Source organism: Streptococcus mitis, from assembly GCF_003942685.1.
Classification (GTDB): Bacteria; Bacillota; Bacilli; order Lactobacillales; family Streptococcaceae; genus Streptococcus; species Streptococcus mitis_CD.
In genome coordinates, this window is sequence record NZ_RJNR01000015.1 from 24,073 (window position 1) to 37,486 (window position 13,414).

The window sequence follows — 13,414 nt, forward strand, 5'->3', positions numbered from 1 at the left end:
CTTCATAAGTGAATAGGCTGTTTATATGGTTTACTTAGTGATTTTACTACAATAGATTGGCCTAGCTTATTTCTCAGTTCAATTTCTTGAACTGGAAAAAATCGTTTGTTATAATATTTATATAATTAAATAATAAAGACATTTGGGGTGCTTTAGGCTGAGATGATACCCATTGAACCTGATACAGTTAAGACTGGCGAAGGGAAATGTGAAATGGTTTTGTATTTATAGAAACTAACCATCTAATCTTGTAAGCTGAACTCTAATTTCTATCTGTAATTAGAGTTTTTTCTTTTACGAAACTGGATGAAGATGATACAAAGCATTTAGGTAGCTCACCTTGAATGCCCCACTTTTCTTTAAAAAAGGAGTTTTTTTATGTTGAAAAAATGGCAATTAAAAGATGTTATCTTACTTGCTTTCTTGTCTATCTTTTTTGGTGGCGTTTTTGTGGGTTCAGGTTATCTGTTTGATATCCTCACTCTGATTTTAGCCCCTCTTGGCTTGCAGGCCTTTGCCAATGAAATCCTCTTTGGTCTCTGGTGTATGGCTGCGCCCATTGCGGCCATCTTTGTTCCAAGAGTGGGAAGTGCAACGATTGGAGAAGTGCTAGCTGCGCTTGCTGAAGTCCTTTATGGTAGCCAATTCGGTCTAGGTGCCCTTTTGTCTGGCTTGGTTCAAGGTTTGGGAAGTGAACTTGGTTTTATCGTAACCAAGAATCGCTATGAAAGTTGGCTCTCTCTAACTGCCAATAGTATTGGAATTACGCTTGTTAGCTTTGTCTATGAATACATTAAGTTAGGTTACTATGCCTTCTCCCTTCCTTTTGTGCTTTCCTTGCTTGTGGTGCGCTTTATTTCCGTCTTTTTCTTCTGTACTATCTTGGTTCGTGCCATTGTCAAACTCTATCATCAGTTTGCAGCTGGAGGAAAGGCATAGATGGGGCTGGAACTACGAGCGATTCAGTCCCCAATTTTTTCGGAACCGATTGATTTTACTTTTCATGAGCAAGCCTTTACCTTGTTAGTTGGAAGCAGTGGTTCGGGAAAATCTAGTCTCTTTCAAATGATTGCCCAAGTCAGTTCTCTTCCCTATAGCGGTCAAGTCCTGATAAATGGGAGCGAGGTCAGTCAGCTTTCTATCGTCGAACGTGTCCAGACGGTTGGTATTCTTTTTCAAAATCCCAATCATCAATTTACCATGGAGAACTTGTTTGAGGAGCTGGTTTTTACCTTGGAAAATATCGGGCATCCCGTTCAGGAAATTGATTCTAAAATAGCAGAGGTTGTCCAGCAATGTCGCTGCGAGAAGATCTTGCACCGTCCCATCCATCACTTATCAGGTGGGGAAAAGCAAAAGGCTGCTTTGGCTGTTCTCTTTGCTATGAATCCTAGGGTCTATCTCTTGGATGAGCCCTTCGCTTCTATTGACCGCAAGAGTAGAATCGAGATATTGGAGATTCTAAAAGAGTTGGCCTCTAATGGGAAGACAGTTATTTTGTGCGACCATGATTTATCTGACTATGAAGCCTATATCGACCATATGGTGGAGCTAAGAGACGGACAACTAACGAAAATAAATCAAATCCCTGCCTCTGAAATGACACAGGCTGTTTCAAAGGAGATTGCTTCTAGCCCAGGACTATTCCATATGGATAGAACGACTTGTGAGCTGAATCATCGCTCCCTCTTTTCGATTGCGGATTTCACATTCTACCAAGGAATTTCCTGTATCTTGGGTGATAATGGTGTCGGGAAATCAACCCTCTTTCGGTCTATTCTTCAATTTCAAAAGTATAAGGGGCGCATTACCTGGAAGGGGACAGTCCTGAAAAAGAAAAAGAGTTTGTATCGTGACCTGACGGGTGTTGTTCAGGAAGCTGAAAAGCAGTTTATCAGAGCCAATCTGCGAGAAGAACTTCAATTAGATGGACCTGATTCTGAAAGAAATCAGCGAATTTTCCAAGCTTTACGATATTTTGATCTGGAGCAGGCTCTTGATAAGAGTCCCTATCAATTAAGTGGTGGCCAGCAAAAGATTCTTCAGCTCTTGACCATCTTGACTAGCAAGGCTTCTGTGATCTTGCTAGATGAACCTTTTGCAGGCTTGGATGATAGAGCTTGCCATTATTTTTGCCAGTGGATTGTGGAGGAGAGAAATCAAGGAAGAAGTTTTCTGGTCATTAGCCATCGTTTAGATCCCTTGATCTCTGTGGTTGATTATTGGATTGAGATGACTAGTCAGGGACTCAGTCATGTGAAAGAAGTGACTATCACCCAACCACTCACATCTCAGAGTAGCAATGCTCAAAGGGAGGTGAGATAGTATGGTCAAAGTAGCAACCCAGACACCGATTATCAGTCTCTTCTTGCTGATTTTATCCTTGGAAACATCTTTTATTCCTTCGATTGCTCTTAATCTCTCGGTAGTTGCATTTTGTATTCTCTTTATGCTCTATTACCGTCGATTTAAGATGTTGGCTTGGATGATTCTACTTGCCATTTTGCCATCTTTGGCCAACTATTGGGCAGTTCAGTTACATGGAGATGCTTCGCAGGCAGTTATGCTTGGAACGAGGGCCTTTGTGACAGTTTGTATCGGACTTGTCTTTGTTTCCTCTATTTCCCTAAAAGAGCTTCTCTTGTACTTGGCTCAAAAGGGGTTATCACGGTCTTGGGCTTATGCCTTAATTGTGGTATTCAATTCCTTTCCCCTTATTCAGCAAGAAATCAAGTCCCTCAAAGAAGCTTGCCTATTACGTGGTCAAGAACTGCATGTTTGGTCTCCTTTGATTTACAGCAAGGTTCTGATGACAGTCTTTAGGTGGCGCCTTCTTTACCTGAGAGCTATGTCGGCGCATGGATATGACGAACATGCACAGGTGGAGAATAGCTATCGAATCTTTTATATTTCTAAAAAAACAAAATTAATCTACCTGCTTTTCTTTTTATTGCTTCAAACCAGTTTATTTTTATAAAGGAGTTATTATGGAATTTACAGATATTGCGATGGAATTATCCAAGGAAGCTTGGCAGGCCTCCTTTCATCATCCCTTTATTTTACAATTACAAGAGGGAAATTTAGACCCGTCCATTTTCCGCTATTACCTGATTCAGGATGCCTACTATCTGAAGGCTTTCTCAGAAATCTATCACCTTTTGGCTGATAAGACTTCAAACCAAGAGATGAAAAGACTCTTGAAACAAAATGCTCAGAGTCTAGTGGAGGGTGAGTTGTTTATCCGCCAACAATTTTTCAAGGAATTGGAAATCAGCGATCAGGAAATGGAGCAACATCCAATCGCTCCAACCTGCTATCATTATATCTCTCACATTTATCGGCAATTTGAAGAAGCAAATCTAGCCATTGCCTTTGCGAGCTTGCTGCCTTGTCCTTGGCTATATCATGATATAGGCAAATCACTTAATCTTAAACCATCACCAAATCCTCTCTACCAACAATGGATTGAAACTTATATTACGGATGAGTTAGAGCAACAGATCAGAGAGGAAGAGGCTCTGGTCAATCAACTCTATCGAGAAAGTGACGAGACAGACAAGAAAAAAATGCTAGATGCCTTCCACATCAGTGTTCATATGGAAGCTAAGTTTTGGGAAATGGCCTACCAACACCAGACATGGAAAAGCGATTTACAGTCTTTAGAAACAGGAGAAGAATAGAAATATGAGAAAGCACCAATTACAGGTTCACAAATTAACCATTTTATCCATGATGATTGCCCTTGATGTAGTCCTTACGCCTATCTTTCGGATTGAGGGAATGGCACCGATGTCCAGTGTAGTCAATATTCTAGCAGGAATCATGATGGGACCTGTTTATGCCTTGGCTATGGCTACAGTGACAGCCTTTATCCGTATGACGACTCAAGGAATTCCGCCTTTAGCTCTAACAGGAGCGACTTTTGGAGCCCTTCTAGCAGGTCTCTTTTATAAGTATGGTCGAAAATTTTACTTTTCTGCCTTGGGAGAAATTTTGGGAACAGGTATTATTGGTTCTATTGTTTCCTATCCTGTTATGGTACTCTTTACAGGATCGGCCGCTAAGCTTAGCTGGTTTATCTACACTCCTCGATTTTTCGGAGCAACCTTGATTGGTACAGCGATTTCCTTTATTGCCTTTCGATTTTTAATCAAGCAGGAATTCTTTAAAAAAGTTCAGGGATATTTCTTTGATGAAAGGATAGACTGATGCAGGCATTTACAAATCCTTTTCCTATAGGCTATAGTTCCCTCATTCACTGTATTACAAATGAGATTTCTTGTGAGATGCTAGCAAATGGGATTTTGGCTCTGGGATGTAAACCAGTTATGGCAGATGATCCCCGTGAGGTTCTTGATTTTACTAAGCAAAGCCAGGCACTCTTCATCAATTTGGGGCATTTGTCAGCTGAGAAGGAAAAAGCAATCCGTATGGCAGCTTCTTATGCAGATCAAGTTTGTCTCCCAATGGTAGTAGATGCGGTTGGCGTAACGGCTTCATCCATTCGTAAGAGCTTAGTTGAAGACCTTTTAGACTATAGACCTACGGTCCTTAAAGGAAACATGTCAGAAATCCGAAGTCTTGTTGGCTTAAAACACCACGGGGTTGGGGTCGATGCGAGTGCTAAAGATCAAGAAACTGAGGATTTACTTCAAGTTTTGAAAGACTGGTGTCAGACCTATCCAGGTATGTCATTCTTAGTCACAGGCCCCAATGACCTCATCGTTTCAGAAAATCAAGTTGCTATATTGGGAAATGGCTGTGCTGAATTAGACTGGATAACAGGGACAGGAGACTTAGTAGGAGCCTTGACAGCCGTTTTCCTCAGCCAAGGAAAGACTGCCTTTGAAGCTTCTTGTCTAGCGGTCTCTTATCTTAATATCTCTGCTGAGAGAATAGTTGTTCAAGGAATGGGATTGGAAGAATTTCGTTACCAAGTACTCAATCAGCTTTCACTCCTCAAAAGAGATGAAAACTGGCTAGATGCTATCAAAGGAGATGTTTATGAATAGAGAGGCGCTTAGACTGTACCTGGTAACAAATCGCTACCAAGATTCCGTGGAAAGTTTTCTTGAAAAGATTGAGAAGGCTTGCCGTTCAGGGGTTACCATAGTCCAATTACGAGAAAAAAATCTCACAACCAATCAATATTATCAACTGGCAAAGCAAGTCAAGGAAATAACAGATGCCTATCAGGTACCCCTGATAATCGATGATCGCTTGGATGTCTGTCTCGCGGTTGATGCTGCTGGTCTGCATATCGGAGACGATGAGCTACCAGTTTCGGTTGCCAGACAAGTCTTGGGTCCTGACAAAATACTTGGTGTCACAGCTAAAACTGTAAAAAGAGCCATCGAGGCAGAAGAAGGAGGGGCGAATTACTTGGGGACAGGAGCCATTTTCCCGACAACCACCAAGGAAAATGCGCCTATCACCCTGATTTCAACCTTGAAAACAATTTGTCAAAGGGTCGTCATTCCAGTAGTTGCTATCGGAGGCTTGACGTCAGAGAACATTGACCAGCTTGTTGGCACTGGAATAGCTGGAGTAGCAGTCGTACGCGATCTGATGCAGGCAGAAGATATAGAGGCAAAAACGCAAGCCTTTTTGACAAAGTTGGATGACATTATTTTCTAATTAATACTCAATGAAAATCAAAGAGCAAACTAGGAAGCTAGTCGCAGGTTGCTCAAAGCACAGCTTTGAGGTTGCAGATAAAGCTGATGTAGTTTGAAGAAGTATAAAAACTCTCTAATTCCCTTAAAGCGGGAACTAGAGAGTTTTTTTAATCTTTAAAACTTGTATGGTTGACTGGGCCAGAACCATGACCGAGTTGAGGGGCGTCTTGGATGGCTTTCGTGATAAAGGCCTTGGCCTTATCAACTGCCTGATAAAGGCTTTTTCCCTTGGCTAGTTCAGCAGTAATCACTGCAGCAAAGGTACATCCAGTACCATGTGTATGACAGGTTTGAATTCGTGGACTTTCCCAGACAAATTGGTCATCCTTGGTAAAGAGGAAATCCTTGGCACCGCCTTCGAGATGCCCACCTTTAATAACAACAGACTGAGGACCAAATTCTTTTAAAATCAGGCGACCAGCACGCTGCATGTCTTCAGGATCATGGATTGAAAAACCAACAATCTCTTCTGCCTCAGGAAGATTGGGTGTAATAATAGTTGCAAGGGGAAGTAGATTTGTTTTTAGGTAGTCTCTGGCACTGGTATCAATCAGGGTGTCTCCGCTTGTTGCGACCATAACAGGGTCAAGGACGTAGGGACAATCCAGCTTTTTAAGATAGGGCTGGATGATTTCCATAATTTCGGTAGTTGCCAACATCCCAGTTTTTACAGCCTGAGGTGGGATATCCGAAAAGACACTCTCCAATTGGGCTTTCAACATTTGAGGAGAAACGTGCTCGATTAATTGAACGCCTCTGGTATTTTGAGCGACAAGACTGGTCACAACGGCCATTCCATAGACATCTCTAGCTTGGAACGACTTTAAATCAGCCATAATGCCAGCACCACCACTAGGGTCAGTCCCTGCAATGGTCAAAGCAACAGGTAAATAAGTCATCTAAAACCTCCCAACCAACTGAAGTTTGTATTCTCAAGAACAAGCAAGTCTGTTTTAGGAAGGTAATAGAAGACTGCTAGTCCCCATTATCATTTCCACTTCCATCAGCTAGCATTACCTAGATTGAGTCAAAGGGTCTAACAGTCGTTAATCTCAGCTTTACGCACCCCTAGTGGTTGTTTTCTTTTTTCTTTAGTATAGCATATTTTTATAGTTTATATAGTAAGATTTGACTGAAAATCCTTTATCAAATGATTAAAATTCAATTTTTCAAAGAAAAGATTAATTTCATAGTTGACAAATGTAGATTTTAAGAGTATACTGATAATTGTAATTGACAAATGTAGATTTTGGAGGTGTGCTAATGCAGATTTCAGATGCAGAATGGCAGGTCATGAAGATTATTTGGATGCAAGGAGAGCAGACTAGTACGGATTTAATCAGGGTTCTAGCGGAGCGGTTCGACTGGTCCAAGTCAACCATTCAAACTCTTTTGGCTCGTTTGGTTGAGAAAGAGTGTCTGACGAGGAAAAAAGAAGGCAAGTTCTTTGTCTATTCAGCCCTTTTAACTTTGGACCAAAGTCGGGATTTACTTGTCCAAGATATCAAGGACAAGGTTTGTTCCCGTAGGATTAAGAACTTGTTGGCTGATTTGATTGCTGAATGTGATTTTACTCAGGCTGACTTGGAAGACTTGGAAGCTGTGATTTCTGAGAAGAAATCAAGCGCTGTAACAGAAGTAAAATGTAATTGTATGTAAAGGAGACGTCATGTTGAATATTATTGTAACCATTATTTGTATTGCCCTTATCGCGTTTATCTTGTTTTGGTTTTTCAAAAAGCCTGAAAAATCTGGACAAAAGGCCCAGCAAAAAAAGGGCTATCAAGAGATTCGAGTGGAAGTCAAAGGGGGCTATACGCCTGAGTTGATTATTCTTAAGAAATCAGTGCCAGCCCGTATCGTCTTTGACCGTAAGGACCCTTCACCCTGTTTGGATCAGATTGTTTTCCCAGATTTTGGAGTGCATGCGGACTTGCCTATGGGGGAAGAGTATGTAGTGGAAATCACACCTGAACAGGCTGGAGAGTTTGGTTTCTCTTGTGGCATGAATATGATGCACGGTAAGATGATTGTAGAATAGGAGAATGATATGACTGAAATTGTAAAAGCAAGTCTTGAAAATGGTGTTCAAAAAATCCGTATCACGGCAGACAAAGGCTACCATCCAGCCCATATCCAGCTTCAAAAAGGAATTCCCGCTGAAATTATCTTTCATCGTACAACTCCTTCAAACTGTTATAAGGAAATTCTCTTTGAAGAAGAAGGCATCTTGGAACCAATCGGAGTAGATGAGGAAAAGGTGATTCGTTTTACACCTCAAGAGTTGGGTGAGCATGCATTCTCATGTGGTATGAAGATGCAGAAGGGAAGTTATACCGTAGTTGAGAAGACTCGAAAATCTCTATCACTTTTACAGCGTTTTTGGATTACTAGTATCTTTACTGTGCCTCTTGTGATCCTCATGATTGGGATGTCGACAGGAGGAATTAGTCACCAAGTCATGCGTTGGGGCACCTTTTTAGCCACAACACCGATTATGCTAGTAGCAGGTGGTCCTTATATCCAAAGTGCTTGGGCTAGTTTTAAAAAGCACAATGCCAACATGGATACCTTGGTTGCTCTGGGAACCCTAGTGGCCTATTTCTATAGCTTAGTTGCCCTCTTCGCTGGCCTCCCCGTTTACTTTGAAAGTGCTGCATTTATCTTCTTCTTCGTTCTTATGGGAGCCGTTTTTGAGGAGAAAATGCGGAAAAATACTTCCCAAGCTGTGGAGAAATTACTTGACTTGCAGGCTAAAACTGCAGAAGTCTTGCGTGAGGATAACTATGTTCAAGTCCCCTTGGAGCAAGTCAAGGTAGGTGACCTGATTCGAGTGCGTCCCGGTGAAAAGATTGCGGTTGATGGTGTCGTAGTAGAAGGTATCTCTAGTATTGATGAGTCTATGGTGACAGGTGAGAGTCTGCCTGTGGACAAGACAGTTGGAGATACCGTCATTGGTTCAACCATCAATAATAGTGGAACACTTGTTTTTAGAGCAGAAAAAGTTGGTTCAGAGACTGTTTTGGCTCAGATTGTGGATTTTGTGAAGAAAGCTCAGACAAGTCGTGCGCCGATTCAGGACTTGACGGATAAAATTTCAGGGATTTTTGTCCCAGCAGTTGTCATTTTAGGGATTGTGACCTTTTGGGTTTGGTTCGTCTTGCTCAGGGATAGTGTAGTTGTGCTTGGAGCGAGCTTTGTGTCTTCGCTTCTCTATGGAGTAGCAGTTCTGATTATTGCCTGCCCTTGTGCATTGGGACTTGCAACACCGACAGCCCTTATGGTGGGGACAGGTCGCAGTGCTAAGATGGGAGTTCTCCTCAAAAATGGAACGGTTCTACAGGAAATCCAGAAAGTCCAAACTATTGTTTTTGATAAGACAGGAACTTTGACGGAAGGGAAACCTGTGGTCACAGATATCATCGGCGACGAAGTAGAAGTGCTTGGATTGGCAGCTTCCTTGGAAGAAGCTTCTCAACACCCACTGGCTGAAGCCGTTGTGAAACGAGCGAGTGAAGCTGGACTTGAGTTTCACACTGTTGAAAATTTCCAAGCCTTGCACGGAAAAGGTGTCTCAGGGCAAATCAATGGAAAACAAGTCTTGCTTGGAAATGCTAAAATGCTGGATGGCATGGATATTTCTAGCATTTATCAAGAAAAACTAGAAGAACTGGAAAAAGAAGCTAAGACAGTTGTGTTCTTGGCTGTGGACAATGAAATCAAAGGCCTGCTTGCTCTGCAAGATATTCCAAAGGAAAATGCTAAGCTTGCCATCAGTCAGTTGAAAAAACGAGGTCTTAAAACAGTCATGCTGACAGGAGACAATGCTGGTGTGGCGCGTGCTATTGCCGATCAGATCGGAATCGAAGAGGTCATTGCAGGTGTCTTACCAGAAGAAAAAGCCCATGAGATCCATAAACTACAATCAGCTGGAAAAGTAGCCTTTGTTGGTGACGGTATCAATGATGCTCCTGCCCTCAGTGTAGCAGATGTGGGGATTGCTATGGGAGCTGGAACAGATATTGCCATCGAGTCAGCAGATTTGGTGTTGACAACCAATAACCTCCTAGGAGTGGTTCGTGCTTTTGACATGAGTAAGAAAACCTTTCATCGTATTCTGCTCAATCTTTTCTGGGCCTTTATCTACAATGTCGCCGGAATTCCGATTGCAGCAGGAGTCTTTTCAGGTGTTGGACTGGTCCTCAATCCAGAACTAGCTGGTCTAGCTATGGCCTTTAGTTCTGTATCTGTTCTGACTAGTTCACTCTTACTAAACTTTAGTAAAATAGACTAAAAGCGGGCTTGCTCGCTTTTTATACTCTTCGAAAATCTCTTCAAACCACGTCAGCTTTATCTGCAACCTCAAAGCTGTGTTTTGAGCAACCTGCGGCTAGCTTCCTAGTTTGCTCTTTGATTTTCATTGAGTATTATAAAACAGAAACTAAAAACGTTTTCAAACTGTACTGTAATAGAGAATAGAAACTTCTGAGCAGATTCTTAGTAAACTAAAAATAAATGTGATAAATTAGTAGTGTAAAAATTTACTGAAACGTTTTCAAAAACTATATGAAACCTTTTTTAGTAGATTTAAAAATATTTGAAGGAGAGTTATCATTATGACTCAAGGGAAAATTACTGCATCTGCAGCAATGCTTAATGTATTGAAAACATGGGGCGTAGACACTATCTACGGTATCCCATCAGGAACACTCAGCTCATTGATGGATGCTTTGGCTGAAGACAAAGACATCCGCTTCTTGCAAGTTCGCCACGAAGAAACAGGTGCTCTTGCAGCGGTTATGCAAGCTAAATTCGGCGGCTCAATCGGGGTTGCAGTTGGTTCAGGTGGTCCAGGTGCGACTCACTTGATTAACGGTGTTTACGATGCAGCTATGGATAACACTCCATTCCTAGCAATCCTTGGATCACGTCCAGTTAACGAACTCAACATGGATGCTTTCCAAGAATTGAACCAAAACCCAATGTACAACGGTATCGCTGTATACAACAAACGTGTAGCTTACGCTGAGCAATTACCAAAAGTAATCGACGAAGCTTGCCGTGCTGCAGTTTCTAAAAAAGGTCCAGCTGTTGTTGAAATCCCAGTAAACTTCGGTTTCCAAGAAATCGACGAAAACTCATACTATGGATCAGGTTCATACGAGCGTTCATTCATCGCTCCTGCTTTGAACGAAGTTGAAATCGATAAAGCTGTTGAAATCTTGAACAATGCTGAACGTCCAGTTATCTATGCTGGTTACGGTGGTGTGAAAGCTGGTGAAGTGATCACTGAATTGTCACGTAAAATCAAAGCACCAATCATCACAACTGGTAAAAACTTTGAAGCTTTTGAATGGAACTATGAAGGTTTGACAGGTTCTGCTTACCGTGTTGGTTGGAAACCAGCCAACGAAGTGGTTTTTGAAGCAGACACAGTTCTTTTCCTTGGTTCAAACTTCCCATTTGCTGAAGTTTACGAAGCATTCAAGAATACTGAAAAATTCATCCAAGTCGATATCGACCCTTACAAACTTGGTAAACGCCATGCCCTAGATGCTTCAATCCTTGGTGATGCAGGTCAAGCAGCGAAAGCAATCCTTGACAAAGTGAATCCAGTTGAATCTACTCCATGGTGGCGTGCAAACGTTAAGAATAACCAAAACTGGCGTGATTACATGAATAAACTCGAAGGTAAAACTGAGGGTGAATTGCAATTGTATCAAGTTTACAATGCAATCAACAAACATGCTGATCAAGACGCTATCTACTCAATCGACGTAGGTGACACTACTCAAACATCTACTCGTCACCTTCACATGACACCTAAGAACATGTGGCGTACATCTCCACTCTTTGCGACAATGGGTATTGCCCTTCCTGGTGGTATCGCTGCTAAGAAAGACAATCCAGATCGCCAAGTATGGAACATCATGGGAGACGGTGCATTCAACATGTGCTACCCAGACGTTATCACAAACGTTCAATACGACCTTCCAGTTATCAACGTTGTCTTCTCAAATGGTAAATATGCCTTCATCAAGGACAAATATGAAGACACAAACAAACATTTGTTTGGTTGTGACTTCCCTAATGCTGACTATGCGAAAATCGCTGAAGCACAAGGTGCTGTAGGGTTCACTGTAGACCGTATCGAAGACATCGATGCAGTTGTTGCAGAAGCTGTTAAATTGAACAAAGAAGGTAAAACTGTTGTGATCGATGCTCGCATCACTCCACACCGTCCACTTCCAGTAGAAGTACTTGAATTGGATCCAAAACTTCACTCAGAAGAAGCAATCAAAGCCTTCAAGGAAAAATACGAAGCAGAAGAACTCGTACCATTCCGTCTCTTCTTGGAAGAAGAAGGTTTGCAATCACGTGCAATTAAATAATTTCTCTCGTCGAAAATCAAATGTAAAGCTTGTAGACTTTATTCTTCGATTTTCATAGAGCGGAACTTGAAAAGATCGGAGCAATCCGGTCTTTTTCTGGAGGAGAGTAAATGGATTTAAATCAATTAGATATTATCGTTTCAGATGTTCCCCAAGTCTGTGCTGACTTGGAGCGTATTTTAGATAAAAAGTCCGATTATGTTGATGACAGTTTTTCTCAGTTTATGATTGGCAGTCACTGTCTGATGTTGTCCCAAAATCATTTGATTCCTTTGGAAGATTTTCAGTCAGGAATCATTCTTCATATCGAGGTTGAGGATCTAAATCAGAACTACCAACGTTTAAAAGAGATCAGTGTAGAGATTTTACACGGTCCTTGTGAAACGAATTGGGGAACAGAGTCCTTATTAGTTAAAGGCCCTGCTGGTCTAGTGATTGATTTTTATCGTATGAAGTAGGTAATTCTATCATCAAATTTTTTATCTAAACATTCTTGGAGTGAAACTTGAAAAGATCGGAGCAATCCGGTCTTTTTTGTATTTATGCGACTTTCAGTCCGTCTCGCTCCTTTAGGTGCGAGACAAAAAACCACCCGTTTTCACGGATGGTTATGATTTCTACACTTATTGTTTGGCTTCTTGTTTTAATTGTTGCACCTGTTCCTTGTACTGGACAAGCTCCCTGTCTTTTTTATGGATAGTCGCTTCTGCTTCAGCAATGCGGCCTTTCAGCTCTTGGGCCTTGCCATGGTGATAGCTAATACCAATAGCACTACCAGCAATGAACCCGATTACTAGACAAGTAAAAATCACCAAAATCAAGGGAGCAGATAGTTGTGTAAAGACAAGACTGACAGCTACTGTTTGACGATTGAGCAGACCAAAGCAAGTCACAATGACTAATAAGATCAAACCGCCAATTAGATAAGCCTTTTTTTTCAGTGTCAATTCATTAAATTTTTTTAGCATAAGTTCCTTTTTCCTGACTATGTTGATAGAAAACTACACACCATTTAGGTAGTAACAAAAGTGATTATACTAGAAAATTTCGATACTGTCAATAATTTCTAACGGCTTATTTACCATCAATCAATCGAGGTAACTTCTCAAAGTAACTTCCACTCACCTGACCAAAGTGGAAATTAGTCTAAAACGGATTTTTATGGTGGAATTAAGTGTGAGACATTTGAGTTAGAAATGAGGTCTACTATGACAAAACATAAACACCTTACCCTTTCAGACCGTAATGATATCCAATTAGGCTTAGAGCGAGGTGAAACCTTCAAAGCTATCGGACAATCCATTCTAAAAGACCCGACCACTGTTTCCAAAGAAGTCAAACGAA

Annotated in this window: 15 protein-coding genes and 2 riboswitches; of the genes, 13 read left to right on the plus strand and 2 right to left on the minus strand. The window is 41.4% G+C overall.

The genetic code is table 11. From position 1 onward, the window contains the following. Positions 1–133 precede the first annotated feature (133 nt). Positions 134–222: riboswitch (TPP riboswitch) on the plus strand. A 156-nt stretch (positions 223–378) separates the two neighbouring features. The 7 genes from D8855_RS08885 to thiE are packed head-to-tail and all read left to right on the plus strand — an operon-like array spanning position 379 to position 5,637. Next, a complete protein-coding gene (locus D8855_RS08885) occupies positions 379–939 on the plus strand; it encodes an ECF transporter S component (RefSeq protein WP_000915275.1) in 561 nt (186 codons plus the stop codon). Further along, positions 940–2,325 (plus strand): ATP-binding cassette domain-containing protein, encoded by a 1,386-nt coding sequence (locus D8855_RS08890; RefSeq protein ID WP_125417010.1) that lies wholly within the window; start codon positions 940–942, stop codon positions 2,323–2,325. 1 nt (position 2,326) lies between these two features. Further along, a complete protein-coding gene (locus D8855_RS08895) occupies positions 2,327–2,977 on the plus strand; it encodes an energy-coupling factor transporter transmembrane component T (RefSeq protein ID WP_125417012.1) in 651 nt (216 codons plus the stop codon). A gap of 10 nt (positions 2,978–2,987) precedes the next feature. Then, a complete protein-coding gene (tenA, locus tag D8855_RS08900; RefSeq protein ID WP_125417014.1) occupies positions 2,988–3,680 on the plus strand; it encodes a thiaminase II in 693 nt (230 codons plus the stop codon). A gap of 4 nt (positions 3,681–3,684) precedes the next feature. Then, a complete protein-coding gene (thiW, locus tag D8855_RS08905; protein ID WP_001225552.1) occupies positions 3,685–4,209 on the plus strand; it encodes an energy coupling factor transporter S component ThiW in 525 nt (174 codons plus the stop codon). Beyond that, complete coding sequence (gene thiM, locus D8855_RS08910) at positions 4,209–5,012, plus strand: hydroxyethylthiazole kinase (protein ID WP_049487065.1); 804 nt, start codon at positions 4,209–4,211, stop codon at positions 5,010–5,012. The genes thiW and thiM overlap by 1 nt, the downstream gene beginning before the upstream one ends. After that, complete coding sequence (gene thiE, locus D8855_RS08915; protein WP_125417016.1) at positions 5,005–5,637, plus strand: thiamine phosphate synthase; 633 nt, start codon at positions 5,005–5,007, stop codon at positions 5,635–5,637. The genes thiM and thiE overlap by 8 nt, the downstream gene beginning before the upstream one ends. Before the next feature lie 148 nt (positions 5,638–5,785). Here the strand turns inward: thiE and thiD are convergent, their stop codons facing one another. Next, positions 5,786–6,577, minus strand: a complete 792-nt coding sequence (thiD, locus tag D8855_RS08920) for a bifunctional hydroxymethylpyrimidine kinase/phosphomethylpyrimidine kinase (RefSeq protein WP_125417018.1) — start codon at positions 6,575–6,577, stop codon at positions 5,786–5,788. 83 nt (positions 6,578–6,660) lie between these two features. Further along, positions 6,661–6,758: riboswitch (TPP riboswitch) on the minus strand. A gap of 183 nt (positions 6,759–6,941) precedes the next feature. Here thiD and D8855_RS08925 point away from each other — a divergent pair. The 5 genes from D8855_RS08925 (at position 6,942) to D8855_RS08950 (ending at position 12,528) form a co-directional block, all read left to right on the plus strand. Then, the gene (locus D8855_RS08925) at positions 6,942–7,337 is read left to right on the plus strand and encodes a CopY/TcrY family copper transport repressor (protein ID WP_001167197.1); all 396 of its coding nucleotides are present in this window, start codon (positions 6,942–6,944) and stop codon (positions 7,335–7,337) included. A gap of 10 nt (positions 7,338–7,347) precedes the next feature. After that, complete coding sequence (locus D8855_RS08930) at positions 7,348–7,719, plus strand: cupredoxin domain-containing protein (protein WP_125417020.1); 372 nt, start codon at positions 7,348–7,350, stop codon at positions 7,717–7,719. A 9-nt stretch (positions 7,720–7,728) separates the two neighbouring features. Then, positions 7,729–9,972: a heavy metal translocating P-type ATPase gene (locus D8855_RS08935; RefSeq protein WP_125417022.1), complete on the plus strand. Its 2,244-nt coding sequence runs from the start codon at positions 7,729–7,731 to the stop codon at positions 9,970–9,972. Positions 9,973–10,294: 322 nt separating this feature from the next. Beyond that, positions 10,295–12,070, plus strand: a complete 1,776-nt coding sequence (spxB, locus tag D8855_RS08945) for a pyruvate oxidase (RefSeq protein ID WP_049535419.1) — start codon at positions 10,295–10,297, stop codon at positions 12,068–12,070. 110 nt (positions 12,071–12,180) lie between these two features. Continuing rightward, positions 12,181–12,528 (plus strand): VOC family protein, encoded by a 348-nt coding sequence (locus D8855_RS08950; RefSeq protein WP_125417024.1) that lies wholly within the window; start codon positions 12,181–12,183, stop codon positions 12,526–12,528. A gap of 165 nt (positions 12,529–12,693) precedes the next feature. On the opposite strand, the gene D8855_RS08955 is transcribed toward D8855_RS08950, so the two are convergent. Continuing rightward, the gene (locus tag D8855_RS08955) at positions 12,694–13,038 is read right to left on the minus strand and encodes a lipopolysaccharide assembly protein LapA domain-containing protein (protein ID WP_125417026.1); all 345 of its coding nucleotides are present in this window, start codon (positions 13,036–13,038) and stop codon (positions 12,694–12,696) included. A 240-nt stretch (positions 13,039–13,278) separates the two neighbouring features. Between D8855_RS08955 and D8855_RS08960 the strand changes: the two genes are divergently transcribed. Continuing rightward, a partial coding sequence (locus tag D8855_RS08960) for a helix-turn-helix domain-containing protein (protein ID WP_142999115.1) occupies positions 13,279–13,414 on the plus strand: 136 nt, incomplete at its 3' end.

Excerpts from the sequence above, each read along its gene's own strand:
- tenA (WP_125417014.1), top strand. The coding sequence starts at position 2,988 with ATGGAATTTACAGATATTGCGATGGAATTATCCAAGGAAGCTTGGCAG.
- thiW (WP_001225552.1), top strand. The coding sequence starts at position 3,685 with ATGAGAAAGCACCAATTACAGGTTCACAAATTAACCATTTTATCCATG.
- D8855_RS08935 (WP_125417022.1), top strand. The coding sequence starts at position 7,729 with ATGACTGAAATTGTAAAAGCAAGTCTTGAAAATGGTGTTCAAAAAATC.
- D8855_RS08925 (WP_001167197.1), top strand. The coding sequence starts at position 6,942 with ATGCAGATTTCAGATGCAGAATGGCAGGTCATGAAGATTATTTGGATG.
- thiE (WP_125417016.1), top strand. The coding sequence starts at position 5,005 with ATGAATAGAGAGGCGCTTAGACTGTACCTGGTAACAAATCGCTACCAA.
- D8855_RS08885 (WP_000915275.1), top strand. The coding sequence starts at position 379 with ATGTTGAAAAAATGGCAATTAAAAGATGTTATCTTACTTGCTTTCTTG.
- D8855_RS08890 (WP_125417010.1), top strand. The coding sequence starts at position 940 with ATGGGGCTGGAACTACGAGCGATTCAGTCCCCAATTTTTTCGGAACCG.
- thiD (WP_125417018.1), bottom strand. The coding sequence starts at position 6,577 with ATGACTTATTTACCTGTTGCTTTGACCATTGCAGGGACTGACCCTAGT.
- thiM (WP_049487065.1), top strand. The coding sequence starts at position 4,209 with ATGCAGGCATTTACAAATCCTTTTCCTATAGGCTATAGTTCCCTCATT.
- spxB (WP_049535419.1), top strand. The coding sequence starts at position 10,295 with ATGACTCAAGGGAAAATTACTGCATCTGCAGCAATGCTTAATGTATTG.
- D8855_RS08930 (WP_125417020.1), top strand. The coding sequence starts at position 7,348 with ATGTTGAATATTATTGTAACCATTATTTGTATTGCCCTTATCGCGTTT.
- D8855_RS08955 (WP_125417026.1), bottom strand. The coding sequence starts at position 13,038 with ATGCTAAAAAAATTTAATGAATTGACACTGAAAAAAAAGGCTTATCTA.
- D8855_RS08950 (WP_125417024.1), top strand. The coding sequence starts at position 12,181 with ATGGATTTAAATCAATTAGATATTATCGTTTCAGATGTTCCCCAAGTC.
- D8855_RS08895 (WP_125417012.1), top strand. The coding sequence starts at position 2,327 with ATGGTCAAAGTAGCAACCCAGACACCGATTATCAGTCTCTTCTTGCTG.